The sequence below is a fragment of the Candidatus Ornithobacterium hominis genome (assembly GCF_951229915.1).
In the GTDB taxonomy this organism is placed as follows: Bacteria; Bacteroidota; Bacteroidia; order Flavobacteriales; family Weeksellaceae; genus Ornithobacterium; species Ornithobacterium hominis.
Map to the genome: position 1 here is coordinate 544668 of NZ_OX579588.1, position 26259 is coordinate 570926.

Genomic DNA, 26259 nt, shown 5'->3' on the forward strand with positions numbered 1-26259 from the left:
TTATTTAAATTTTAAAGCTTTAGAATTAGCTTAAATTTTCATGAAAAATTTTTTTAAGGCTTAAAAAAAATTAATTCAGTTGATCCAATTGCTCGTCAATCAATTTAATTTTCTCTAGCGTATCTGCTTGTTTTTTTCGTTCCGTATTGACTACATTTTCTGGTGCATTGGCAACAAAATTCTGATTATTTAGCTTTTTTTCTACCGATTTTAAAAAACCTTGCAAATATTCCTTTTCTTCTTGCAATTTTTGTTTTTCGCTATCGATGTCGATTAATCCCCCCAAGGGTACAAAAAATTCTTGCGTTTCGATGCGCAGTGAAAGCGCACCTTCTGGAGCGTCTTTGGTGACAAAGATTTCTTCGCAATTTGCTAATTTCTCAACCAAGCCAAGGTTGAATAAATAATCATTTTCGGTATAAAGACTGATTTTCTCCTTTAGCGGAATGTTTTTTTCATTTCTTAAATTCCGTAGCGCTGAAATGATTTTAGTAGAATATTCAAAAACTTCCAATCGGTTGGTATCTACTTCTTTAGCTTTTGGTTGTTGAGTAATAATCAAGGCTTCTTCATCTTTGCGCTCTTTTATTAATTGCCAGATTTCCTCAGAAAGGAAAGGCATGAAAGGATGCAGTAATTTTAAAAGGCTTTCTAAAAATTCAATAGATTTTTCTTGAGTTTCTTTAGCAATAGATTGCCCATATTCTGGCTTGATGGCTTCTAGATACCAAGAGCAGTAATCATCCCAAATTAACTTGTAGAGCACCATGAGCGCATCAGAAATTCTAAATTTCAGGAAGTGACTATTCATTTCTTTGATGGCAGAAGAAAGTTTAGAGTCAAACCAATCATTGGCAAATTGAGTTACTTTATTTACTTCTTGATTTGCCGTTTCCCAGCCGTTGATTAGTCGGAAAGCATTCCAAATTTTATTAGCAAAATTTCGACCTTGCAAACATAGATCTTCATCAAAAAGCAAATCATTCCCTGCCGATGAGCTCAACATCAACCCCACACGTACGCCATCGGCTCCGTATTTTTTCATCAAATCAATAGGGTCGGGAGAATTCCCTAAAGATTTTGACATTTTTCGCCGTTGCTTGTCACGCACAATCCCAGTGAAATAAACATGGCTGAAAGGTTTTTTGTCAAAAAATTCATACCCCGCCATTACCATTCTTGCGACCCAAAAGAACATGATATCAGGGCCAGTCACCAAATCTTGTGTAGGGTAGTAGTAATTGAAATCTTTGTTTTCGGGTTCTAAAACTCCATTGAAAACAGACATTGGCCAAAGCCAAGACGAGAACCAAGTGTCTAGCACATCGGGATCTTGCTTTAAATCCTCTGCATTTAAATTTTGATTTAGTGTTTTTTTGCGGGCTAGTTCTACTGCTTTTTCGATGTTTTCGGCAACTACAAAATCGTGGATCCCCTCGCCATAAAAATAAGCCGGGATACGATGCCCCCACCAGAGTTGACGCGAAATATTCCAATCGTGGACGTTCTCTAGCCAGTGGTTCCATGTGTTTTTAAATTTATCAGGGAAAAGTTCCACGTCCATGCTTTTCACTGCATCCAAAGCTGGTTGTGCAATTTCTTTCATTTTGAGAAACCATTGCACCGAGAGTTTAGGTTCTATAACGGCGCCAGTTCTTTCAGAGGTACCTACATTATTATCATAATCTTCGATCTTTGCTAATGCTCCAAAATTTTCTAAAGCCTTAGAAAATAATTGACGAACCTCAAAGCGATCTATCCCTTCATACTCGGGAACCAAATGATTGATTTTCCCTTCATCATCAAAAATGTCAAGAATTTCTAAACCATGGCGCAGACCGATTTCATAATCGTTAAGATCATGTGCAGGAGTGATTTTTAGCGCACCTGTACCAAATTCCATATCAACGTATTCATCGGCAATCAGTGGGATTTCTCGGTTGACAATAGGAATGGTCACCATCGAGCCAATCAAATGTTTGTATCTTTCATCTTCAGGATTTACACAAATTGCAGTATCGCCAAAAATAGTTTCGGGTCGGGTTGTAGCAACTTGAATTTTTTCTCCGTTAGTTAGTTGATAATTAACGTAGTATAGTTTACCTTTTTGATTAATGTAATTGACTTCTTCGTCAGAAATATTGGTTTTTGCCACAGGGTCCCAGTTGACCATTCGGAAGCCACGGTAAATTTTTCCTTTGTTAAACAAATCTATAAAAATTTGAGTGACAGAGGCCGACAAGTCTTCATCTAAAGTGAATTTTGTGCGATCCCAATCACAAGAAGCACCAAGTTTTTTGAGTTGTTCTAAGATTTTCCCGCCATGTTCGTGAGTCCAATCCCAGGCATAATCTAAGAATTCTTCTCTTGTCAGATTTTTCTTATCAATTCCCTTTTCCTTCAGTCGGTTAACAACCTTGGCTTCGGTAGCGATGGAAGCATGATCTGTCCCAGGGACCCAGCAGGCATTGTAGCCTTGCATACGCGCTCTCCGTATCAAAATATCTTGAATCGTATTGTTGAGCATATGCCCCATATGGAGGACACCAGTCACGTTGGGCGGCGGAATAACGATGGTGTACGCTGGTCTCTCATCAGGTTGTGAATGAAAAAAACCTTTCTCTTGCCAGAAGTTATACCATTTTTCTTCGGTTAACTTGGGGTTGTATTTAGAAGCAATCTCCATAAATGGTCTATTATTTGTTATATTTATGATTAGAAAGCAAATTTAAGATTAAAATTAGCTTTAGAAAATAATGATTAACTTTGTAAAAAATTAAATGATGAAAAATATTCTATTATCTTTTACTTTATTTTTAGGATTTGCAGCATTGTCAGCTCAAGAAATCAGTTTTGAGCAAGAAGTAATCGACTATGGGCAGATAGAACAAGGCTCTAATGGGGTGAGGAGTTTTGTCGTGAAAAACACAGGAGATAAACCGCTTTTAATAAAAAGCATTTCCTCCAGCTGTGGATGTACCATCCCTGAGAAACCCGAAAAACCAATTTTACCTGGGCAAACAGGAGAAATTAAAGTTAGTTACAATACAGAGCATCCAGGTAAATTCTCTAAATCAATCACCGTTTATTCAAATGATGAAAAATCAGCAAGAAAAATTTTGAGGATTAGAGGGGAGGTTTTATCGAAATAATTAAATGATCTTTTTTGTCTAAATTGAATAAAAATCTGCTATTTGCAGATTTTTATTTTTTTAAAGGCTTAAAAAAAATTTGAGATAATTTGCAAATATTTGGATTTAAAATAAGATTTTCAGCTAAAATTTTACAAGGCTTAAAAAATTTAATGGCTTGATAAATTTATGTCTCAAATGAAAAATGGATTCAGAGAGTTTTTTCTGAATCCATTGATTATTACTTTTGTTCAAAAAGGTTTAGAGCTTCAAAGATTATCTTTTACCTGTGATTTTATTTTGAATCAAATCAACCACATAAGGCGTTGCAATAGCGACAGTACTCGTCAAAGCCATTTTAGATAAAGTACCTAGCTTAAAGCGTGATACCGCTGCGCTGGCAACCAAAGTCAAGACAGCCTTTATCCCTTCGCTCATCAATTCATTTCTTTGCATACGTTCTGTATTGTGCAAATTAAATTTTTCCTTTTTCCTTTGCTTGTTCAATACATTAAAAAGCACCGAAGTTACATTGCTCAGCGGGTTATTGATTCCGTTTTCAATATTGTTTTTCAACTCAGACTTTTTATTCTGTAAGTCTTTTATATTTCTGATAGAATTAGAAGCCATAAACTTTTATTTATTCTCTTTTTTTATTCTTTTAATATCATCCTTAGAATCACTCATTGCTGATGAGATTACCATATTGATAATTAGATTTTGTATACCCTTTTTAAAAATTAAAAGCAGTAAAAACAGCAAGAAATAAATGCCTGCTACAATCAAAAAACCAATGTAATAATCATCATAAAATACTGAGATGTAATACCCAGCAGCAAAGCTTACGATTAATAAGAAAAATGTGGCAAATATTGCCATTAAAATCATTACTGCAATTCTAGAAATAATGCGTCCAATACTTTCTAAGCCCTCCAATTTGGCAAGCATAATCTGGTCTTGAACATAATTTTTTACATTACCAAACATATAGAACAAGATTTATATGCCGTATTCATGGGCAATGTCATTCAATTCAGCTTCTGTTCTTTTGATTTTTTTCTGAAGATCTGCTTTGATTTTTTGAGCTTTGTCACTAAAGTCATTGGCATAAGAATCGAATTCATCTTTCAAGTGATCTAATTCATCCATTAAAATGTTTCTAGTTTCCTTTCCACTTTGTGGAGCTAGTAGCAAGGCTGCAACGGCACCCGCTAAAGCACCTATAAGTAGACTTCCGATGATTGCTCCTGTTTCGTTAGATTTTTTCATTTTAAATTGTTTTATCATTAATTATTTAGTTAAATTTACAAAAACAATACCATAACTTCATTTTTTGAAAAAAAATATTCTGATATGAGCCTAACAATTTCACAACGAGCACAGAACATGCCAGAATCTCCCATCAGGAAATTGATGCCAAGTGCAGATATAGCTATAGAAAAAGGTTTGCAAGTCTATCAGCTCAACATCGGGCAGCCTGATATAAAGAGCCCTAGCGCCGCTATTAAAGCATTACACCACTGGGAAGAAGAAACGCTCAGCTACACACGTTCTGAGGGGGAATTTGAATACCGAAAAAATTTTGCCAAATATTACCAAAGTGTAGGCTATAATATAGAAGCTGAAGATATTTTGGCGACCAATGGTGGGTCTGAAGCACTTCTTTTCACAATTTCTGCTATTGCAGAGCCTGGTGAGGAAATAATTGTCCCAGAGCCTTTCTATGCCAATTACAATGGTTTCGCTAGTCAGCTGGATGTGAAGTTGATACCTGTATCATCCTGCATTGAAACAGGTTTTGTGCTACCGCCCATCGAAGAATTTGAAAATAAGATTACGCCCAAAACACGTGCGATTTTAATTTGCCATCCAGGGAATCCGACGGGTTATCTCTACAAAAGAGAAGAATTAGAAGCCTTAAAAAATCTTGTTTTAGAACATCATATTTACTTAATTTCAGATGAGGTTTACCGAGAATTTGCCTACGACCGCAAGCATTTTTCTATTCTAGATTTTCCAGAAATTAGAGAAAACGCTATCGTGATAGACTCGGAATCCAAAAGATTCAGCATGTGTGGCATCCGCTTGGGGGCGATCATTACCAAGAACGAAACCGTTTTGTCTGCTGCTCTTAAATTTGCACAAGCTCGGTTGAGCCCGAATATTATCAGCCAGCACATAGCGTCAGCGGCACACAAAAATAGCGGAGAATACCTGAAAGAAGCCAATCTGAAATATCGTAAACGCAGAGATTTTACGGTTAAAATTTTGAATCAGATAGAAGGCGTTATTTGCCCTGAACCACAAGGTGCATTTTATTGCGTAGCACGTTTGCCAATCGATGATTCTGAGCGATTTGCTAAGTGGATTTTAGAAGAGTTTAGCTGGGAGGGCGCTACGACGATGATTGCACCCATGCAAGGTTTCTATTCTACGCCAGGCAAAGGGGTAGACGAGGTGCGAATCGCATATGTTTTGGATTTAGAACATTTAGAAAAAGCCTTGAAAATTTTAGAAGAAGCGCTAAAGGTTTACCCTGGGAGAAAATAATTTATTAAAAGCTTATTCTCAACCTTATAAAAAAAATTATGGTAGAACTAAACAAAAATTTACAAGCTTACAACACGATGAATGTGAAAGTTGTAGCGAAGCAATGGGTGGAAATTAATCAAGAAACAGAATTAGAAGAATTGTTTTCTAAGCCTTTAGAGAAATTTTATGTCTTGGGCGGAGGAAGTAATGTTTTGTTTCGAAGTGATTTTGATGGAGTGATTCTTAAAATAAATAATAAAGGTATAGAAGAAATCCATAACGATGAAAATGTGGAAATCATTGCACAAGCAGGTGAAAATTGGCATCGTTTTGTACAATTTACGTTGAGCAAAAATTACGGAGGCTTAGAAAATCTTTCACTGATTCCTGGCACGGTGGGTGCTGCACCGATTCAAAATATTGGAGCGTATGGCGTAGAAGTGAAAGATTTGATTACCAATGTTTACGGCTTTGATGTGGAAGAAAAAAAGATGAAAGTTTTCACAAATTCAGAATGCCAATTTGGCTACCGAGATAGTATCTTTAAAAAAGAACTAAAAGAGAAATTCATCATCACCCGAGTTGGCTTCAAGCTTAGCAAAAAAAATCATCAATTGCGCTTGGGTTACGGTTCAATTTTGGAAACTTTAAAACAAAAAAATATTCAGAATCCCAGTATTCAAGAGGTCAGTCAAGCTGTGATAGAAATACGTGAATCAAAATTGCCCAATCCTGAGAAGGAACCAAATACAGGGAGTTTTTTTAAAAATCCAGTGATTTCGGAAGAAAAATTTTTAAGCCTTCAAAAAAAATGCACTGGAATTCCTTTCTACGAAGTGGACGGTGGCATTAAAGTCCCAGCTGGTTGGCTAATTGAACATGCGGGGTGGAAAGGGAGAAAGCAAAACGAAATCGGTGTGCATCCACGCCAAGCTTTAGTCATTGTGAACTACGGAAACTCAAGCGGAAAAGCTGTTTTTGATTTCTCTGAACAAATCATAAAAGATGTGGCAGAAAAATTTGGGATTACTCTAGAAAGAGAGGTAAACCTTATCAATTGATTTTAAAATGAAATGTTGATCTCTGGTTTTTTGAATTTTATTTCATGAGATTCAAAAATCTATGCCTGCGATAAACAGTAATTGGCAAAAAAAGGTTGTGAAAAAACTGATGGAAAAATTTTCTCCCGAAGAATGAAGATGTCTTAAAGGTTTCTTGATTTAAAATTTAAGCAAACTTCTAAAAAAAATGATTTAAAAAGTTTTTTATTTAATTTCTGATGAAATTTTGTCTAAAATTTTAGAAATCACTAAATTTAGAGGTTGAGATAATTTTTATAAATCAGTTAAATGAAAAATTTATTTTTATTCCTCGTTTTGCCGTTTTTGGTAGGGTGCTCAACCCGAAATTATTATGGGCTGAATAATGCTCATACACGCTATGTAGACCCGATGATCGGGACTGGAGGGCATGGGCATACGTACCCTGGAGCGAGTGTCCCGTTTGGTATGGTTCAGGTAAATCCTGTGAATGGTATCAGCGGCTGGGATTGGTGTTCTGGCTATCATGCATCAGATAGCGTAATTGTAGGTTTTAGCCATTTAAACCTGAGTGGGACTGGGATTGGAGATTTGGCTGATATTCTTTTGATGCCCGCAATCAAGGCTTATGATTTAAATCAAATTCCACTAAATCCAAGAGCGGAAAAAGAAAATTCGCCAGCGGGGAGAAATCAAATTACTTATAAATCTAGCTATAAAAATAGTTCTGAAACCTCAAAGCCAGGTTACTATTCCGTTTATTTAGATGATCCTCAGGTTTTTGTAGAGCTTACGGCAGCAAATCGTGTAGGGTATCAGCGCTACACTTTCCAAGAAAATGCAACGCCATCGGTAATTTTAAATTTAGCATTGGCCATCAACTGGGATAAAGCCTTGCAGACTAAAATTACTAAAAAAGATGACTACACCATCACAGGTTACAGATTTAGTAAAGGCTGGGCGCCGAATCAGAAAACTTTTTTTGCCATGAAATTTTCTAAGCCTTTAAAAAATATTCAATTTGGAGGACGAGATAATGCTCAAGCAGCTCAGTTTTTCTTTGAAGCGGATGCCGCAAATAAAATTGTGGTAAAAACGGCAATTTCATCCGTGAGCGAGGGAAATGCTTTACTGAATCTAAACTCAGTGAAAGATGAAGTTAATTTTGATGAGATAAAACAAAAATCCAATGATTTGTGGGAAGATGCTTTGAGAAATATTCAGGTGAAGACCAAAAATGATACGCTGAAGACCATTTTTTATTCCGCTTTGTATCATACGAAATTAGCTCCAGTAACTTTCTCTGATGTGAATGGAGAGTTTCGTTTAGAAAATGATGAAATAGCAAAAATTAACGGAACTGCTTATTCAACTTTTTCACTGTGGGATACCTTCAGAACCGAGCACCCTTTGCTAAACTTCACAGATACAGACCGCATAGCAGATATGATTAATTCGATGCTGGCGTATTACGAGGTGAGAAATATTTTGCCAGTGTGGACGCTCTATGCGAACGAGACTAATACGATGACAGGTTACCATAGTGTGGCGGTAATAGCAGAGGCGTATATGAAGGGTATCAGAGGTTTTGATGCAGAGAAAGCTTATAAGGCGATGAAAACAACGATGATGCAAGATGAAAGAGGTTTAGATTTTTACAAAGAGTATGGTTACATTCCTTACGATAAATTAGATGAGTCAGTAACAATTACGCTGGAATACGCATATAATGACTATTGTCTGGCACAAATGGCAAAGGCTTTGGGTAAAGAAGAAGATTATCAATATTTTATGAATCGCTCGAAGGCATATCAGCACTTGTTTGACCCTGAAACAGAATTTATGCGAGGGAAATCTTCTGACAAAATTTCTTGGAACGTTCCGTTTGACCCTAAAAAATCAAACCACCGCGAACATACCGACTATACCGAGGGAAACGCTTGGCAACACAGTTGGTTTGTCTTGCATGATGTGGAGGGATTCGTTAATCTATTTAAATCAAAAGATAACTTCATCAATAAATTAGAGCAATTATTTACTGAAAGTTCAGAAATTACAGGCGATAACATTTCGGCAGATATCACAGGATTGATTGGCCAATATGCACACGGGAATGAGCCGAGCCATCATATCGCATATTTGTTTAATAAAATTGGACAACCTTGGCGTACACAATATTTTGTAAATAAAATTTTGAAAACGCAATACTCGGCACAAAAGGATGGCTATAGCGGGAACGAAGATTGTGGGCAGATGTCAGCCTGGTATGTGATGAGTTCAATGGGGCTGTACCCGATGAATCCAGTCTCTGCTGAATATGAAATTACCTCGCCCATGTTTGAATCTGTGCAGATGAAGTTGCAGAATGGCAAAACCTTCAAACTAGAAACAGAAAACTTCTCGCCAGAGAATATTTACATCAAAAACGCCTACTGGAACGGGAAACCAATTGCAGGCACCAGCATCACGCATCAAGAGATCTTGAGCGGGGGAACCTTGAAATTGATTCTATCAAACCAGCCCAATAAAAGTGGAACTTTAAATTGAAAAAAGAAATCATGAAAAATTTTTTAAGCCTTATAATTTTTTTAAATTTCCTTAATTTCACAAAAGCACAAGTCACAACACCCCAAACTTATATCGCTTATCAAACCTATGATTCTTTGACGATTGATGGGAAAGCCGATGAAAACGAGTGGAGTAAAGTGCCATTTACCTCAAGATTTATCGATATCGAGGGAGATAAAATACCACCATATTCGACTAAAGTTAAAATGCTGTATGACCAAAAATATTTCTACTTCTATGCGGAATTGGAAGAGCAGCATATTTGGGCAAATTTATACCAAAGAGATACCGTTATTTTTTACAACAATGATTTTGAGATATTTATAGACCCAACAGGCGACACCCACAATTATTATGAATTTGAAATAAATGCACTCAATACCGTGTGGGATTTATTGATAACCAAGCCTTACCGTGAACCAGCGCCCATTATCGATTCTTGGGACATCCAAGGGCTGAAATCAGCGGTACAAATCAACGGAACTTTGAATGACGGAACTGATTTAGATAAATCCTGGAGCGTAGAAATAGCGATTCCATGGCAGGTTTTAGAAGAAGCAGCGGCAACCAAAGGAGTCCCCACCGAGCAGTTTTGGCGAGTAAACTTTTCACGCGTCAACTGGGATTATGAATTGACAGATGGGAAATACAACCGTAAAAAAGATGAAAACGGCAATTATTTACCAGAGTATAACTGGGTTTGGTCGCCACAAGGCGTCATCAATATGCATGAACCAGAAAAATGGGGCTACGTCTATTTCTCTCCAAAATATGCTGGGCAAAATGATACGTTTGAAATTCCCAAAACAGAAGAAATCAAGTGGTACCTATATAAATTGTACAGAGATATTAATTCAAAAAAAATAAACCTTGATAAGCTAAGTCAAAATCCAAAAGACTATGAAATGCTGTGGGAAGAAAAAACACTTGTTCCTCGAGTTGAGAAACACTGGGCAGGGTACAACATCATTATCGAAAATCCAAATGGTAAAGAAGATTTTGTAATACAACAAGACGGTAAATTCTTATCAATCAGTAAATAAAATGTCATGAAAATAAATTTCTTAATTTTATTCAGTTTTTTTTTAAGCCTTACAATTTTTGCTCAGAAAAAATCGGTAGGAATTATTCCAGAGCCAAAAGAAATCAAGCTCCTGAACGGGAGTTTCGAATTCACACCACAAACTATCATTTACTTTACCGATGACAATCAAAGAGGAGCCGTAGAGCAGCTTCAGTATTTGTTTTCTAAATCAGGCGAATTCGTATTGAAAGCAACGAAGATGAAGCCTTCTAAAAATTTTATAAGCCTTGAAAAAAATCAAAACTTAGAAAAAGAAGCTTATCGTTTGTCGGTAAAACCAAATCAGATCGCAATAGAAGCTTCTACAGTAATAGGTTTTTCACACGCAGTTGCAAGTTTACGCCAGCTTCTGCCAGTTCAGGTAGAGAGTAAAACTTCACAAAAAATGAAATGGAAGATTCCCGCAATAGAAATCAAAGATGAGCCACGCTTTGCTTGGCGTGGATTGATGTTGGACGTTTCAAGACATTTTTTCCCCAAAGAATATATTCTGAAAACATTAGACCGAATGGCGCTTTTGAAGCTAAATACATTTCATTGGCATTTGGTTGATGACCAAGGTTGGCGTATTGAGATTAAAAAATACCCGAAATTAACTGAAATTGGTGCGTGGCGCGTCGACCATGAAAATCTTCATTGGAACAATCGCCCCGACCAAAAGCCAAGTGAAAAGGCGACTTACGGAGGCTTTTACACGCAAGAAGAAATCAAAGAAGTAGTGGCGTATGCTGAGAAATTAGGCATTACCGTCGTGCCAGAGATTGAAATGCCAGCACATGTTTCTAGTGCGATTGCGGCTTATCCGTGGCTTTCTTGTACGGAAGAGAAAATTACCGTTCCGCCAGGTGGAGTTTGGCCGATTGTGCATATTTATGACCCTGGGAAGGAATCAACCTTTGAGTTTTTAGAAAATGTCTTGGCAGAAGTAATGCAGCTTTTCCCCTCAGAGTATATCCATATCGGGGGAGATGAAGCGACCAAAACTAAATGGAAAACTTGTGAAACGACGCAGGATAGAATGAAGCAATTGGGCATTGAAGATGTAGATGAATTGCAAAGCTATATGATAAAAAGAATTGAAGAATACCTCAACAAGCATGGAAGGAAAATCATTGGCTGGGACGAAATTTTGGAGGGAGGATTAGCTCCGCGAGCAGCCGTAATGAGTTGGCGTGGAATGGAAGGTGGGATTGAAGCAGCACAGTCTGGGCATGATGTTGTGATGACCCCAGGCGTGCTCTATTTTGATGGCCCTCAGGGCATGCCAGATGTTGAGCCACAGGCGTTTGGGAGCATGAAAACTTTGGACAAGGTTTATGATTTTGAACCAATCCCAGCGGAGCTAAATATGGAAGAAGGCAAGCATATTTTGGGCCCGCAAGCCAATCTTTGGGCAGAATATATTCATACGACAGAACACTCAGAGTATATGCTATATCCGCGTTTGTTTGCACTGTCAGAGATAGCATGGAGTCCTGTTTCTACTCGGAACAAAAAAGAATTTTATCAAAAAACGCTTAGCATGATGAAAAGATGGGATTTACTGGGGATTAATTATGCTAAAAGTATTTTTGATGTAACAGGAAGTGTGAAAGTCAATCAAGAAAAAGAGAAAAAACAAGTGATTTTAGACCTAAATAATGAGTTCCCAGGTGAGAAAGAAATTCGCTATACGATTGATGATGCAGATTTGAGTGAAAAAAGCCCGAAATTTTTTAAGCCTTTAGAAATTAATAAAACTTCAACCATACGTGCAGGGCTCTTCATAGACGGAAAGTTAGCTGGGAAGGTTTACAAAAAGAATATTGAAATTCACAAGGCTATCAATGCGAAAGTAAGTTATGAGCCGTATGCCCATAAAAGCTATACGGGGCAAGGAGAAAAGACGATGACCAATATCACGCGTGGCTCTTTGGATTTTCACGATGGGCAATGGCAAGCTTGGCTAAACGATAATGTGACTTTGACGCTTGATTTAGGTCAAGAAAAAGAGATTAATCAAGTAAAAATTGGTGCTATGGAAAATCAAGGCAGTGGAATTTATTACCCGATAGGTGCTCAGGTTTGGGTCTCAGAGGATGGTATAGATTACATTTCGGTAGGGAAGTTTACTCGCCCGTATGCGGATAATGGCTATGCAGAAATCACTGATTTTGCTTTTGATTTTGAGCCGACCAAAGCAAGGTACATTAAAGTCTTTGTTGATAATCTAGGGAAAGCACCTTACGGGGGTGATGCTTGGATGTTTATAGATGAAATTTTAGTGAATTAGTGGATTTATAAAATAAAAAAAATATGAGTTTTGTGTTTTCGTTAAATTGTTTTAATTTAGTGTAAAATTTTAATGTTAATGAGGAATATTTTATTTAAAAGCTTTCTGTTTGTTGTTTTTTTTAACACAATGGTCTTTGCTCAGGTAGAAGAAATGCCTGTATCTGTAAGGGTGAATCATACAAAGAGTTTAAGTCAATTTTTGGATGATTTACAAGATGAATTTGCATTAATAATTCTTTATAATCCTGAAGAAATTAGTGAAATTCGTGTTGAACAACTAAACGTAAAAGATAGAAGTTTAAAAGATTTGTTTGATTTGTTGGCTAACAATTATGGAATTAAATATTCGTTTCAGAATGATTTAATAAATGTTTTTGGTCCAAATGAAACTGTAAAAGAGAGTTTAATTAATTCAGGTTCAATTAATTTGAATGAAGTTGTGGCTACAGGCTATTCAAATCAAAGAAGAAACACGTTAGCCACATCAGTATCTAAATTAGACACAAAAGTTTTAGAAAATGCACCAAGAGGTAACGCCGCTACTGCTTTGCAAGGAGCAATTGCAGGCTTAAAGGTAACTCAAAATACAGGGCAACCAGGTTCTACTCCTTCCATAACTTTGAGGGGAGGAACTGATTTCAACGGAGGAGGCAGTCCCTTGATATTGATTGATAATGTGCCTGGTTCGTTTTATGCTCTAAATGCTGATGATATTGAGTCAATAGAAGTATTAAAGGATGCTGCTGCTAGTGCGATTTATGGGGCACGTGCAGCAAATGGTGTAATTTTAGTAACGACGAAAAAGGGAAAAGCTGGTAAATCAAGTATTTCTGTAAAATCAAGGTATACTATCAATAAAAGAGCTGAAAGTAAAATGAAATATATGAATGCGGCTGATTTCATTAAATTTAATAGAATGGCGATTAGTGCATACCGAGACCAAATAGACCCGAATGGTTTTACATCTTACATAGAAGGTGAGTACCCAGCAGGTACGGGGAATAATCCGTACGACTCCCGATTTACAACTATGGTACTAACGGATAAGAATAAATATCTATTGAATTTTGATGGCTGGCAAACAATACAAGATCCTTTGAATCCTAGTCAGAAATTAATCTTTCAGGAAAATAAAATGAGCGAGTTGTTTTATCAGCCAAGTTATGGGCAAGATTATAACATTTCATTTTCTGGAGGAAATGAAAGAGGAACCTATTACTTAAGCCTTGGCCATTTAGATGAAAAAGGACTGGTGTTTGGTTCAAAATTTAAGAGAATTTCTGCTAACTTCAATGGAAGCTACAAATTGTCAGATAAATTTAAAGTCTCATCAAGTATTTTGTACGGACATTCAAATAATACTCCCAACTATTTAGGTAATGATTACTTTGTTTTTCAAAGAGCAGCAGGTCAACCGCCCACAGCTAGAATATATAACAATAATCCTGATGGAAGTTTGAGTAGTGATTTGCAGCCAGGTATTTCTTATGATTTTGGAAACCCACTGTATTATGGAGATAAATTTATTAGAAAAAATTTAGAACAGAGGCTGACTGCAAATCTTCAGTTCGATTACCAGTTTCTACCTCATTTTAACCTGATGCTAAGAGGCGGACATTTTACAGTAAACAATAGAAATGAGCGCTTCAATAAAGCTTATTTAAATGGCGGTAGATTTATAGATGCAAGAAATGCATCGGCATCTCATGGGCAGAATTTTAGAAATCAGATTACTTCTGTGCTCAGTTACCAGAATAAATTTGGTAAGCATAACTTAAACCTACTACTGGGGTTAGAATATTTTAGAGATAATAGTTGGGAAATGAAAGCTGCAACTAAAAACTCACCTATAGACTTGATTTATACAATGAATGTTGCATCAGAAGCAGATGGCGTGCCTAGCACTTCTACGACAGAATATGCCATTAATTCAAAATTTGGTCAATTAAATTATGATTTTGATAATCGTTATTTGTTAGGGCTAACCTTTAGACATGATGGAACTTCACGTTTAGCACCTGGAAATAAATATGAGTTTTTTCCTGGAATTTCTTTAGGTTGGAATTTACAGAATGAAACATTTTTTAAAGAATCTTTACTAAATAATGTTATCAATACAATTAAGCCAAGATTAAGTTATGGAGTCAATGGTAATATTGAAGTTTTAGGAAACTTTAGCGTATTTGGAGCTTATACAAATAGTGGTATTTATAATTCGAAAAGTGGTTTTTTGAATACCAGCCTACCTAATTATGGGCTAAAATGGGAAAAATCAGCAACCCTAAACTTTGGTTTAGATTTAGGTTTGATGAATAATCGAATATCTCTGATTGCAGACTATTTTATAAGAGATGTACAGGATAAGTTGTCTGATTTAGATTTACCTGTCTGGACAGGATTTAACAGCATTAAAGTAAATAATGGTATACTCCAAAACAGAGGTTTAGAAATTGAACTAAGTGCAGATTTAATACGCAATAAAGATTTCAAATGGAACCTTAGTGGAACCTATTATCAAGTCCGTAATTATGCTAAGAAATTACCAGAAAATGGACTAGATAGAAATAGACAGGGAGGCGTGCAAATATATAATCCTTTGACAGGTAAAGTGGAATATGTAGCTGGTTTACAAGAAGGAAAGAGAGTAGGCCTAGACGTAGTTACAGCATATGTTTTTGACGGAGTATACAAAACTCAAGCAGATATTGATGCTCATGCAGGAAGGGTTGTAAAATTTGCTAGAAACCCTAACACTAGGTTTTTAGGAGATACAAAATATTTGGATTTGAACGGAGATAATATAATAGATTATCGAGATAGAAAAATATTAGGTCGAACAACGCCAACATTTAGTGGAGGACTAAGCTCAAATTTAAACTACAAAAACCTCAATTTATTTGTGAAAACAGACTTTGCCATGGGGCATTTGGTAACAAATCTTAATAGAGTAAGAGGAATTTCTCAAATACAGGGAGCTCAAAACGGGCCGCAAGAAATTGTAAATTCTTGGACTCCATCTAATAGTGATTCTAATATTCCACGTTTTGTATTTACTGACCCACAAGGAAATCATAAGGGAGGCAATGGTGAAAACTACTATGACTCTAATAGTATTTACTGGGAAAAAGGAGATTACTTAGCCATCAGAGAAATAACACTTAGCTACGATTTAGACGTTTCTAAAATAAATAACGCCATAGGAGGTTTAAGACTATTTTTAACTGGTTCAAATTTGCATTATTTCACAAAATATAGCGGAAATTCCCCCGAAAACGGAGGATTAGATTACGGAAGATTTCCATTACCACGAGCCTATACAGTTGGTTTAAGTTTAACTTTTTAATAAATGAATTATGAAAAAAATAATTTTATCTATAGTATCCTTATTTCTATTAAATTCTTGCGACATTGACTTAGAACCAAAAAGTTCATTAATTTATAGTGGATATTGGGAGTCGGAAGAAGCCTTAGAAGCAAATCATTCAGGTATTTACGGAAGATTTAGAAACTATGCCTTTACGCTATATTCACTGGGAGAGCTCAGAGCAGACATTTGGGGAGGAAGAACTATGGAATCCCCTTTTAGTGAAGATTTTATTAAAATAAATTACAATGTAGATACAGCACCCTATGGCAATTGGGGCAATTTATATAGATTAATACATAATTTAAATGATTTTATAGCTAATGCGTCTAAAATTGATTACCCAAAGAATAAATTAAACCATCTTTATGGCGAAGTATATGGCATAAGAGCATATACCTACTTTACTTTATTAAAAACCTGGGGAGATGTTCCAATCGTTACAGAGCCACTTCCTCCCAATTTTAAACCCCATGAATTAAAACTTCGTGGAATTAAAAGATCAAGCAAAGAAGAGGTCTTGAATTTGATAAAAAATGATTTAGAAAAATCTTTAGAATATTTTGGAGATGACTACACTTATTGGAATAATAAAAAAGTATATTGGTCTAAAAACGCAACTTTAGCACTAAAAGGAGATGTCTTCTTATGGTCAGGAAGTGTTTTAAACAAAGGAAAACAAGAATTTCAAACAGCACTTAATTCATTAGAACAAATTAAAAACGTAACTTTAGAAAATAATTTTGAAAATTTGTGGACCTCTGCCAACGAGGAAAATAATGAATTCATTTTTGCCTTTGATTATCAGATAAATCAAGCTACGCACTCTTACCCCAGTTTTTTCTCTGGGCATAATAGTGAAATTAGATCCTCTTTTGATCGCTTCGGTAACTCCATGAAGTCCTTTGTCTCTGGAGGGTTAAATCGTTTCGGAGCTACAGAAAAGGCAGTTAATACCTTCATTGAAGCTGAAGACAATGGAGATTTAAGAAAAAAATCAACATTTAAATTTCTCTTTAAAAACGACAAAGGTTACAACTCTTTTGACGACGAATCCTACAAAGGTTCTCTACTGATTAAATTTCCTGGAGAAGAAATCGGTAGCGAAGTATTAGGCGTTTCAAACATTCCAGTTTATAGGTACGCAGACGTGGTATTGATGATAGCCGAAGCAAAAAATGAACTGCATATGGACCCCTCTGCAGAAATCAATCTTATAAGGCAACGAGCTTACGGCGATAAATTTGAAAACTTCAAATATTTAAATGCATCTTATGATTTAAATAAAGCAGCGATTTTAAAAGAACGACTTTTGGAATTTGTAGGAGAAGGCAAAAGATTTTGGGATCTCGTAAGAGCAGGAGATAATGAACTCATTAAAAATAAACCAGAATTCCAAGGAAATCTATATAAAGTATATTTACCAATAACCAGAGATATGATGAATAATGACCAATTCATGGCTCAAACTCAAGGTTATGAATAAATAAAATATTAAATTTAACGATCTAAAATCCAAGAATTTTCTTGGATTTTTTTTAAGCCTTAAAAAATTTCTGAAAATGAATAAAATACTTACACTCCTTTTAATTTTCACAATAAATCAAATGTCTTTTTCTCAAAGTCAAGAAAATTTGAGTAAAGAAGAAAGACTCGAATGGTTCAAAGAAGCTAAATTGGGCATTTTCATCCATTGGGGTTTGTATGCTGTAGATGGCATACAGGAATCATGGGGCTTGTGGCATCAAAAGATTAGCTACGATGAGTATTTGAAACAGTACCAAGGCTTCACCGCTCAAAACTATAACCCAAAAGATTGGGCGGAAATTTTTAAAAAAACAGGTGCGCGCTATGCTGTATTGACGACACGTCATCACGATGGGTTTGCCCTTTGGGGCACGAAATTAAGTCGATTGAACGCAGTAGATTATTCCCCAGCAAAAAGAGATTTGGTAGCTCCTTTTGCACAAGCTTTGAGAAATCAAGGTTTAAAAGTAGGATTGTATTATTCTTTAACTGACTGGGCACACCCCGACTATAAAGTTCCGTTTCCCCGCCCAGATTTAAAGAAATTCTACCCACAAAAGAATCAAAATCAATTAGACTCATGGCAACGATTTGTGAAATATTATCGAGGTCAGTTACGAGAATTGAGCAGCGAGATTAATCCCGATTTATGGTGGTTTGACGGAGATTGGGAACGCTCAGCAGAAGAGTGGCGAGCTGCCGGCACCAAAGATTCGCTGTTGAGTTGGAATCCAAACGTTATCATCAATTCTCGACTACAGTCCTATGGAGACTACGCAACACCAGAACAAGGAATCCCAGTTGTAAGACCAAAAGGCCCTTGGGAATTCTGTATGACGATGAATGATAATTGGGGCTATTTCCCGTCAGATGAAAACTACAAACCCATTGCACAAATCATTCGTACTTTTGTAGAAGTGATTTCCAAAGGTGGAAATTTATTGCTAAATATCGGCCCAAAAGCAGACGGCACGATTGCCGAACCACAAATGCAACGCCTAAACGCATTGGGCGACTGGATACGAAGACATCACGAAGCTGTGTTTGGCACCCAAGAAGGCTTACCTTATGGGCATTTTTTTGGGCCAACGATGGTTAGTAAAGATAAAAAATCTATTTACCTCTGCCTCTTTGATGAGCCAAAACACTATGTCTTACTAAAAGGATTACAAACGAAAGTGAAGGAGATAGAAGTCATAGGGAGCGGGCAACAATTAAATTTTGAGAGAAACGGAGGTGCAGCATGGAATAACATCCCAGGAATTTTGAGAATAGAAGTTCCTCAAAAACAGAATTTAGATGAATACGTTACGATTATAAAAATCAGTTTAGAAGATGAACTTCACCTCTATCGTGGCCACGGGAATGCGGTGGAAATGAATTAAAGTCTATCTGAAAATTTATACTTTTGGAAAATTTTTAAGCCTTAGAAAATTTAGCGAAAAAAGAAAACCGCTCTTTTGGTAAAATATCAGAGAGCGATTTTTTTAAAGCTTGAAAAAATTATCTCAAAAAAGGATTTTCGCGCTTGGCAGAAACTGGAAATTCAATAGTGTAGCGCGGGTCATTTGCCCCGAGCGTAGCTTTTTGCCCTCTAGTTTCGTGTGTGATTTCTTTTTGCTCATACCTTCTTAAATCAAACCAGCGATAACCTTCAAAAGCTAATTCCCGAATTCGTTCTTCAAAAATTTCTTTTAACAAAGCTTCTTGACTTTGTATAGCATTGATTTTTTTGGCATAATTTTTTGCTCCTTCAGCTGTTTTTCTTGTATTGACAAAACTGTTTAAAGTTTGCTTAGCTCCGTCTAAATCACCCGTTCTTACTTGCAGTTCTGCTTTTACAAGATAGATTTCTCCCGTTCTAAATGAACTTCTTAAATTCTCTTTGGTGCCTTTTATTGCTTGGAATTTATTGTTTTCTTCTTTGTAAAATAAATTTTTTCTTAAATCCTCATCGTCATATTTTTTTATCAAAAAATCATTAGCCGCAGCAACTTCGCTCACCCGATTGTGAACCGCATAGTCTAAAGTTAAAATCTGTTCTACGCTATTGAGCTGATGAGGTAAAAGCCCTTCATTATTATGATTTAAATCCAATAAATCGCTTTTTTCATCTAAAACTTTTTGGGCGTATTTTAAAGCTTCAGCCCACTTTGCTTGGAACAAATATACTCTAGATTTTAGAGCATTGATGGCAACTTGTGAGAAGTGATAGCTTTGATTCTCTGTAAATATTTTGATTTGCACTAACTTCTCGGCTAAATCTAAATCTTTATGAATCTGTGCGTAGACTTCTTGTAAACTGGCGGGCGAAAATTGAGCTTCTAAATCCATCCTTAAAACCAAAGGAACGCCTCGTTGTGTTTTACCTTCTTGGTAAACGTCTGAAAATAAATTAACTAATTCAAAATAAGTATAAGCACGCAAGGCGTGAGCTTCTGCCAAAAGTTGCTTTTTAGCTACACTTTCTTCTAGCTTTTCGTTGGCATTGCTGATGACTTCATTGGTGTAAAAAATTACACGATATAATAAATCATAGTCAAATTCTGTTGCCGTAGCATCATAATTTGTATCTTCCCATAGGTAAAAGTGTCGGTAGCTTTCAGCCGAAGCATCACTGTCATTGAAGTTGACCAAATCTGTTCTTAGTTCCGTTTTAGACTTTGTCACAGGAAAAGCACTATAAGCCGATATCAGTAATTGCTGGTAGTCTTTTAGCGTAGTGGGTATCACACGGTCTTTTGGTTGAATGTCTAAATAATCATCGCAAGAAAAAAATCCAAAAGCAATGAGAAAAATACTGATGTATGTTATAAATTTTTTATAATTCATTTTTTTATAAAAATTTTTTAAGGCTTTAGAAATTTAAGCTAAGCCCAAAAGTTATTGATTTTTGAATAGGAGAGGCATAGATGTTCCCGTAAGTTTCTGGGTCGAAGTAGCCACTATAACCATTGCTGAATACAAATAAATTTCGACCCTCTACAGAAAGTTTGAAATTACGAATACCCATATTCTTTAAATATTCAGACGGGATACTGTAACCTAAACGAATGCTGTTGATTCTAAAATAATTGAGTTCCTTTACTCGACTTTGGAAGGCTAAATATGTATTGAAATCATCTCCACTATTGAACCAATTGTAGACTAATCCGTCAGGAATTGTTTTTTGCCCGATGATTCGTGGATTTTTTGTTGTTTTGTTATTTGGTTTCCAAGTATTTAGAATATCCCTTGTGTAGTTAACGCCAGGGTCTACAGCGGTGAAGTTATAAGCAGGATTGGCTAAAGCTTTTCGGCCAAGAACAAAGCTGGAATTGATGTTTAAATCCCAATTTTTGTAGCGGAAATGGTTTGCTAATCCCCCAAACCACTTGGGGCTTCTGGAGCCGCCGTACTGGTACTGTGCTCTTCGCTGGTCTACGCTTAGCCCTGACTCTACCATGAAACTAGGATAGAATGCCGCCCAAGGGTCTGACAATTGATAGAAATCTACAGCGCTTACAATTTCTCCATTTTCATTGTAAAATTGAGGTGCTCCATTGCCGTCTAGGCCTGCATCTCGAATCAGCCAAATAGCATCGACAGGATAAGCTTCGCCTGAAGGGAAGTTTAGATTTTTGGTATTAAATTCTACTTTTTTTACTATATTTTTGTTTTTACTGATGTTAAAAGAAGTACTCCAATGGAAGTTTTTAGTATCTATATTGGTTGTGTTTAATGTAAATTCCCAGCCTTGATTTTTGATTGCACCAAAATTGACCATCGTTTGTGCAAAACCAGTTTCCAGTGGTAGCCGGCTAGGGGTAATTAAATCGGTGCTGTTTCGCTCGTAGTAATCTATAATTAGATTAATTCGATTATGAAACAAGCCTAATTCAGCACCAGCACCAATGTTTTCTGTTTTTTCCCATCTCAGTTTGGCATTGGGTGGAGATGTTACGCGCAAAACATCTTCTGACGCGCCTGGTAGAACTGCTGCCCGCTGATGTTGTGCAATGACGATGGGAGAAGTTGTTTTGTCAATATTTCCTTGGAAACCGTAGGAAGCTCTTAATTTTAGTGTAGAGATGCTTTTCAAATACTCCATAAATCGCTCGTTGTGAATATTCCAAGCTCCTGAAACAGACCAGATAGGCAAGTAGCGGTACTTAGGGTCAACTCCAAATAAGTTGGACCCATCATACCTCAAGCTACCAAAAACGGTGTATCTTCTGTCATAAGTGTAAGAGGCTGTGCCAAAGAAAGATGCATAGGCATTTTCTAATTCTATTTTTTTGTAAGCTTCGTATAAACTATTGGTGGCGTCGGTTTGATTTCTGAAGACGATAGGCGTTGGCTGGTTTGTTTTATCATTGTAGCCAAAAGCTTTTGTGTTGGTGAAAGTTGTGTTTTCTTTTCTAATTTCCATGCCAGCCAATAAATTCACATCGTGAGCACCTAGGGATTTTTGCCACTCCAGATTATTTCTCCATAGATAATGAAAATTATTTGTGTCAAAATTTTGTAAAATGCCACCGCTAGGCAACCAGTAATTTTGTTTTCCGTTGGCAAAATATCGAGTCCCAGCACGGTAGATACGGCTAAAATAAGAGTCTTCTGATGCCCACTTTTCATTACCGTTTCTCTCGAGCTGAATGCCAAATAAAGAACGATAATTTAAGCCTTTAAAAATTTCATAATTAAAATCAAAGTTTCCTTTTAATTGTAAAGAATTTAGCTGATTTCTAGTATTTTGTCTTTCTTCTATAATGTTGAATTTGACGAAGTCTGCATTATTTTTGGCAATGTAATTGATGTTTTCATCATAGGCGTAATTTCCATTGTCATCATAAATTAACTGATATGGGTTTACGTTCCTCAGGTAATTATTAGGATTCGTAAAAGAACCTTGATCGGTCAAATAACTGCTCTGGCTGATGGATGCGCCAAATAAATTGATACCGATACTAAGTTTTTCGTTTAATTTCAAGCTATTCTTCAATGTAATATTGAGTCGGTCATAGTCTGTGCCTTTTAACGCACCTTGCTCATCATAATATGCTAAAGAGATGTAGAAATTATGCAAATCTCCTCCGCCCGAAGCCGAAGCCGTATGTTGATGGTTAATGGATGTTTGGTATAGCTCTTTCCACCAGTTGAGATTGTTTGAACGCAAAACATCTAGTTGCGAAACAATGGAAGAGGGGAGTGCTTCACCATTTTGGTAAGCCTCTAAAAATCCTTCTTTTTGTAAAAGGCGGGCAATGCTACCATTATTAGAACGATAATTTAAATCTTTTCTTTTCGCTAATTCTAACTCAAAATCAACTTTTTGCTGACTATTCATCAGATTAATTCTTTCAGCATCAGGTCTGAAGTTGACAAAGGTGTTGGAAGATAAATTAATATTCAGTTTACCTTTTTTACCTTTTTTTGTTGTTACCACGATAACCCCGTTAGCTGCCCTAGCACCATAGATAGAGGTGGCAGAAGCATCTTTCAGAACAGTGATTTTTTCAATATCTTCTGGGTTGATTCCAGCGATGGAATAGCTGCGCAAATCATCTAAATTATTTTTATCGCTCAAGTCTGGGGTGTTACTCCCCTCTAAGGGAATATCATCAACTACCCACAGCGGATCTGAAACGCCGCGTAGAGTTGAAATTCCACGAATCTGGATGTTACCTAATTCTCCAGCTCTTCCAGTTGAATTTTGTAGATTAACGCCCGCTATCTGCCCTTCTAGCATTTGGTCTACCGCAGCAACTCCTTTCTGTTGAATGCTTTCCATTTGAACCGTCGCTACGGCAGAAGTAACTTTATTAGGCTCTATTTTTTGATAGCCAGTTACGACTAAATCTTTTAAATTTAATTGCCCTTTTGCAAAATAACTTGTCAAGGTTACGTTATAATTATTTTTTTGAGGACTAATGTTGATGGTTTCAGTCTCAAATCCATCATAGCTAATACTAATTTGACTTACATTTTTAGGTATATTCAGTTGATAATTTCCATCCAGATCTGTAATGGTTCCCACAGCATTATTGTGAATAGTCGGCTCAGCTACTTCTTCACTTATGACTGAGGAATGAATAAAAACGGACGCCCCAGCGATAGGGAATCCGTTTTCATCCATAACTTGCCCCGTTATGGTTCGCTCTTGTGCAAAAGCTGATACTGCAGCAATGGCAAAAAGCGGTAAAGATAATTTCTTCATTAATATTTATTCAATTTAAATGTAAAGCTTCCTCGATTCTAATCTTCAAATCAAGAAAATGGCTTTTTGTAGCCTGATCTCTTCCGTTTAGATTTTTTATAAGATTATAGACATTCATCAATTCACCTCTCTTATAAGAAGTCACTTCAGAGACTCGCATCATTGATTCAAAATTCAATTGGATTTGCTTATTACTATGCACATGTTGATGTACACACCAATCTTCACCAATGGATTTTCCAGCTGTTTTTTCAAATAAATTATTATTATCCACAATTAGAGCGTCAACATAATTTTTTTGTACCATTCTTTCTTGAATAGATAATTTCCTTTTAGAAGGGAAAACGGCCGAACGCATTTGATTGAATAAATCTTCCACTTTATAATTAGAATTCCCCATAAATTCACTTTCTAGTAATCTCAATAATCTTTTATCTTCAAATAAATAATATAACACACCATATTGTTTTTCTCTGAAGAAAGAATATATCGACTGTTGAATTCCTCCCATGGGTGAAGACGTCACAGGCTTCACATAGCTTAAAAGTTTTTCATTAATCAGCCAATCTGGAATATTAACTACATGATCGATGATATATTGTACAGCACGCTCTTGTTTCTCTTTGGGCACAGGGGTAAAAGTCGTGTTTCCGTCATCATAGACGCTCGGCGTAATGTAAATTCCACCCACATTATTTAAAACATGGAAGTTGTACATATTCCATTGATTAATGACATCAGCATAGAGCTCTCCAGCCTTAGAATAGTCATTTTCAGGTTCCTGCGTCCAAGCTAAAATCTGTGGAATAGTCTTCTTTAGATTAATTAAACCATAAGAGCTTGCTTTCATAGCATCATTTCCTAAATCTTCACTTTGAGCTCTTGGGTCAATAATGTTAAGCTGAGATTGCTGTGCACCGTAAAAATACAAAGGATTACCAGCTACTTTAAGTAGCCACTCATTGGTTGATTTTTTATCTTCAAAAGGAGAATTTGTAGGTAACCAGCGGTATCCCCAGGCAATGGCAAATTTATCATAAACACCGATTTCTGGAGTAGTTTGAGTCACCCCATCGCCTTCTTGGGCTACGTAATTAAATCGGGCATAGTCCATGATGGAAGGAGCCGTTCCGCCCATTTGATTGGTAAAGGTTTTTGAACGTAAATCTTCTACATCAAATGCGTAAGACGAGCCCATATTATGCATCAGCCCTAGTGTATGCCCAATTTCGTGTGAAGAGACAAAACGAATGGCATTCCCCATTCTGTTTTCAGAAAAAGTATTGCTTCTCACCTCTGGGTCGATGATGCCAGTCTGTACTCGCATCCAATTTTTGATGACAGTCATCACATTATGCCACCAAATTACATCAGATTCCAAAATTTCACCCGAGCGAGGGTCTACGACAGAGGGGCCCATCGCATTGGCTTTGTCAGAAGCAGCATAGCTCAATACCGAGTAGCGAACATCATCTATGTCAAAATCATCAGTCTCATCCTCTGACAGTAGCTTTGCTTCAATCGCATTTTTGAAACCTGCAGCCTCAAAAGCCACATTCCAATCTAAAATTCCCTGAAGAATATAAGGTACCCATTGATTGGGCGTAGAAGGGTCAATATAAAAAATAATCGGTTTTTTAGGTTCAACTAAATTCCCAGCTAAATATTTTTCTATATCTTCCTCTTTGGGTTCCAACCTCCAGCGAGTAATTACTTTTCTTTTATCAACCTCTTGCTGTAAATCGTTGTAATACCATTTTGGCGTATTAAAATACCCGATTCGCTCATCGGCAAAACGAGAATTCATGGGTTGAGCAGGCAATAGAACGATATTGCTAGTCACACCAATCGTTAAATTAGCCGTTTTGTTTTCTTCCATAATTTGGGCAGAATAAGTTGATTTCACCACCACATTTTTTTCAAAGGCTTTAATTTCTTTAATAAAAGATAAATCTGGGTTTACCAAGCCGCCCAAGCCTAGGCTGTTTAACAAATCATTAAAAGTTGTGTTTGACCCATCAAAAACCTTATTAACTTTGATGACAATTGATGTAGAATCAGGGGGAATAGCTTCAATTTTAAATTTCTCAAAAATACTCTCGTTGTAATTAGCACTCACCGACTGAGAAATATTATCTTCATCGCTTACATCAATTTTAGGGTCAAAAGTTTTGACCAAAATATTTTTACCGTTACGATCTTTATAAAATCGAAGTAAAATATTTTGAAAATTCATTCCACGATTGATGCCAGCATCATTTAATTCACTGCCGACAGAGCTAATTTTGTTTACAATCAGCATGTCTTTCCCTAGCAATGAATCTGAAATCTGAAAATAATAATCATCCTCATTATTAATTACCGTAAAAAGTCCGTGAATCACGGTGGCGTCTTTTAAAATTCTGTCATAATCATTTAAGCTATCTATTGGAGTCTCGACAGAATATTCGGTCGCTTTTTCTTGTGCAAAATTCAGTGTAGAAATAAAAATTAAGCAAAACATTAATGTATTCCTCATAATCTCGTTTTATAAAAATGTA

The 26259-nt window shown here is 36.3% G+C and carries 16 protein-coding genes; 9 read left to right on the plus strand and 7 right to left on the minus strand.

The window, feature by feature from the left end:
- Nucleotides 1–70 precede the first annotated feature (70 nt).
- Entirely contained in the window at nucleotides 71–2686 is a 2616-nt protein-coding gene (locus QOX03_RS02485; RefSeq protein ID WP_283671366.1) for a valine--tRNA ligase, read from the minus strand.
- Between the two features lie 94 nt (nucleotides 2687–2780).
- Between QOX03_RS02485 and QOX03_RS02490 the strand changes: the two genes are divergently transcribed.
- A complete protein-coding gene (locus QOX03_RS02490; protein WP_375730845.1) occupies nucleotides 2781–3152 on the plus strand; it encodes a DUF1573 domain-containing protein in 372 nt (123 codons plus the stop codon).
- Nucleotides 3153–3407: 255 nt separating this feature from the next.
- On the opposite strand, the gene QOX03_RS02495 is transcribed toward QOX03_RS02490, so the two are convergent.
- Genes QOX03_RS02495 through QOX03_RS02505 form a run of 3 tightly spaced genes read right to left on the minus strand, consistent with a single transcriptional unit; the run spans nucleotide 3408 to nucleotide 4400 of the window.
- Nucleotides 3408–3761 (minus strand): hypothetical protein, encoded by a 354-nt coding sequence (locus QOX03_RS02495; RefSeq protein WP_283671367.1) that lies wholly within the window; start codon nucleotides 3759–3761, stop codon nucleotides 3408–3410.
- A gap of 6 nt (nucleotides 3762–3767) precedes the next feature.
- A complete protein-coding gene (locus QOX03_RS02500) occupies nucleotides 3768–4118 on the minus strand; it encodes a phage holin family protein (protein WP_283671368.1) in 351 nt (116 codons plus the stop codon).
- A gap of 12 nt (nucleotides 4119–4130) precedes the next feature.
- Nucleotides 4131–4400, minus strand: a complete 270-nt coding sequence (locus tag QOX03_RS02505; protein WP_283671369.1) for a YtxH domain-containing protein — start codon at nucleotides 4398–4400, stop codon at nucleotides 4131–4133.
- Nucleotides 4401–4484: 84 nt separating this feature from the next.
- On the opposite strand from QOX03_RS02505, the gene QOX03_RS02510 reads away from it, so the two are divergent.
- The 8 genes from QOX03_RS02510 to QOX03_RS02545 all read left to right on the plus strand — a co-directional run bounded on the left by QOX03_RS02510 (nucleotide 4485) and on the right by QOX03_RS02545 (nucleotide 18905).
- On the plus strand, nucleotides 4485–5681 hold the full coding sequence (locus QOX03_RS02510) for a pyridoxal phosphate-dependent aminotransferase (protein ID WP_119059266.1): 1197 nt from the start codon (nucleotides 4485–4487) through the stop codon (nucleotides 5679–5681).
- A gap of 38 nt (nucleotides 5682–5719) precedes the next feature.
- Nucleotides 5720–6724, plus strand: a complete 1005-nt coding sequence (gene murB, locus QOX03_RS02515) for a UDP-N-acetylmuramate dehydrogenase (protein ID WP_283671370.1) — start codon at nucleotides 5720–5722, stop codon at nucleotides 6722–6724.
- A 288-nt stretch (nucleotides 6725–7012) separates the two neighbouring features.
- Nucleotides 7013–9250 carry a GH92 family glycosyl hydrolase gene (locus QOX03_RS02520; protein WP_283671371.1) on the plus strand — a complete coding sequence of 746 codons (2238 nt, stop codon included), beginning with the start codon at nucleotides 7013–7015 and terminating at the stop codon, nucleotides 9248–9250.
- An 11-nt stretch (nucleotides 9251–9261) separates the two neighbouring features.
- Entirely contained in the window at nucleotides 9262–10314 is a 1053-nt protein-coding gene (locus QOX03_RS02525; protein WP_119059322.1) for a carbohydrate-binding family 9-like protein, read from the plus strand.
- A gap of 6 nt (nucleotides 10315–10320) precedes the next feature.
- Complete coding sequence (locus QOX03_RS02530) at nucleotides 10321–12627, plus strand: glycoside hydrolase family 20 protein (RefSeq protein WP_283671372.1); 2307 nt, start codon at nucleotides 10321–10323, stop codon at nucleotides 12625–12627.
- A 78-nt stretch (nucleotides 12628–12705) separates the two neighbouring features.
- Complete coding sequence (locus QOX03_RS02535) at nucleotides 12706–15972, plus strand: SusC/RagA family TonB-linked outer membrane protein (protein WP_283671373.1); 3267 nt, start codon at nucleotides 12706–12708, stop codon at nucleotides 15970–15972.
- 10 nt (nucleotides 15973–15982) lie between these two features.
- Entirely contained in the window at nucleotides 15983–17479 is a 1497-nt protein-coding gene (locus QOX03_RS02540; protein ID WP_283671374.1) for a RagB/SusD family nutrient uptake outer membrane protein, read from the plus strand.
- A 76-nt stretch (nucleotides 17480–17555) separates the two neighbouring features.
- Entirely contained in the window at nucleotides 17556–18905 is a 1350-nt protein-coding gene (locus QOX03_RS02545; RefSeq protein ID WP_283671375.1) for an alpha-L-fucosidase, read from the plus strand.
- 118 nt (nucleotides 18906–19023) lie between these two features.
- Here the strand turns inward: QOX03_RS02545 and QOX03_RS02550 are convergent, their stop codons facing one another.
- Genes QOX03_RS02550 through QOX03_RS02560 form a run of 3 tightly spaced genes read right to left on the minus strand, consistent with a single transcriptional unit; the run spans nucleotide 19024 to nucleotide 26237 of the window.
- Entirely contained in the window at nucleotides 19024–20352 is a 1329-nt protein-coding gene (locus QOX03_RS02550; RefSeq protein ID WP_283671376.1) for a RagB/SusD family nutrient uptake outer membrane protein, read from the minus strand.
- A gap of 25 nt (nucleotides 20353–20377) precedes the next feature.
- On the minus strand, nucleotides 20378–23719 hold the full coding sequence (locus QOX03_RS02555; RefSeq protein ID WP_283671377.1) for a SusC/RagA family TonB-linked outer membrane protein: 3342 nt from the start codon (nucleotides 23717–23719) through the stop codon (nucleotides 20378–20380).
- Nucleotides 23720–23729: 10 nt separating this feature from the next.
- Nucleotides 23730–26237 carry a zinc-dependent metalloprotease gene (locus QOX03_RS02560; RefSeq protein ID WP_283671378.1) on the minus strand — a complete coding sequence of 836 codons (2508 nt, stop codon included), beginning with the start codon at nucleotides 26235–26237 and terminating at the stop codon, nucleotides 23730–23732.
- Nucleotides 26238–26259: the final 22 nt, after the last annotated feature.

Bases quoted from the DNA above. Each gene is read 5' to 3' on its own strand.
- QOX03_RS02485 (WP_283671366.1), bottom strand. From the start codon at position 2,686: ATGGAGATTGCTTCTAAATACAACCCCAAGTTAACCGAAGAAAAATGG.
- QOX03_RS02490 (WP_375730845.1), top strand. From the start codon at position 2,781: ATGATGAAAAATATTCTATTATCTTTTACTTTATTTTTAGGATTTGCA.
- QOX03_RS02495 (WP_283671367.1), bottom strand. From the start codon at position 3,761: ATGGCTTCTAATTCTATCAGAAATATAAAAGACTTACAGAATAAAAAG.
- QOX03_RS02500 (WP_283671368.1), bottom strand. From the start codon at position 4,118: ATGTTTGGTAATGTAAAAAATTATGTTCAAGACCAGATTATGCTTGCC.
- QOX03_RS02505 (WP_283671369.1), bottom strand. From the start codon at position 4,400: ATGAAAAAATCTAACGAAACAGGAGCAATCATCGGAAGTCTACTTATA.
- QOX03_RS02510 (WP_119059266.1), top strand. From the start codon at position 4,485: ATGAGCCTAACAATTTCACAACGAGCACAGAACATGCCAGAATCTCCC.
- murB (WP_283671370.1), top strand. From the start codon at position 5,720: ATGGTAGAACTAAACAAAAATTTACAAGCTTACAACACGATGAATGTG.
- QOX03_RS02520 (WP_283671371.1), top strand. From the start codon at position 7,013: ATGAAAAATTTATTTTTATTCCTCGTTTTGCCGTTTTTGGTAGGGTGC.
- QOX03_RS02525 (WP_119059322.1), top strand. From the start codon at position 9,262: ATGAAAAATTTTTTAAGCCTTATAATTTTTTTAAATTTCCTTAATTTC.
- QOX03_RS02530 (WP_283671372.1), top strand. From the start codon at position 10,321: ATGAAAATAAATTTCTTAATTTTATTCAGTTTTTTTTTAAGCCTTACA.
- QOX03_RS02535 (WP_283671373.1), top strand. From the start codon at position 12,706: ATGAGGAATATTTTATTTAAAAGCTTTCTGTTTGTTGTTTTTTTTAAC.
- QOX03_RS02540 (WP_283671374.1), top strand. From the start codon at position 15,983: ATGAAAAAAATAATTTTATCTATAGTATCCTTATTTCTATTAAATTCT.
- QOX03_RS02545 (WP_283671375.1), top strand. From the start codon at position 17,556: ATGAATAAAATACTTACACTCCTTTTAATTTTCACAATAAATCAAATG.
- QOX03_RS02550 (WP_283671376.1), bottom strand. From the start codon at position 20,352: ATGAATTATAAAAAATTTATAACATACATCAGTATTTTTCTCATTGCT.
- QOX03_RS02555 (WP_283671377.1), bottom strand. From the start codon at position 23,719: ATGAAGAAATTATCTTTACCGCTTTTTGCCATTGCTGCAGTATCAGCT.
- QOX03_RS02560 (WP_283671378.1), bottom strand. From the start codon at position 26,237: ATGAGGAATACATTAATGTTTTGCTTAATTTTTATTTCTACACTGAAT.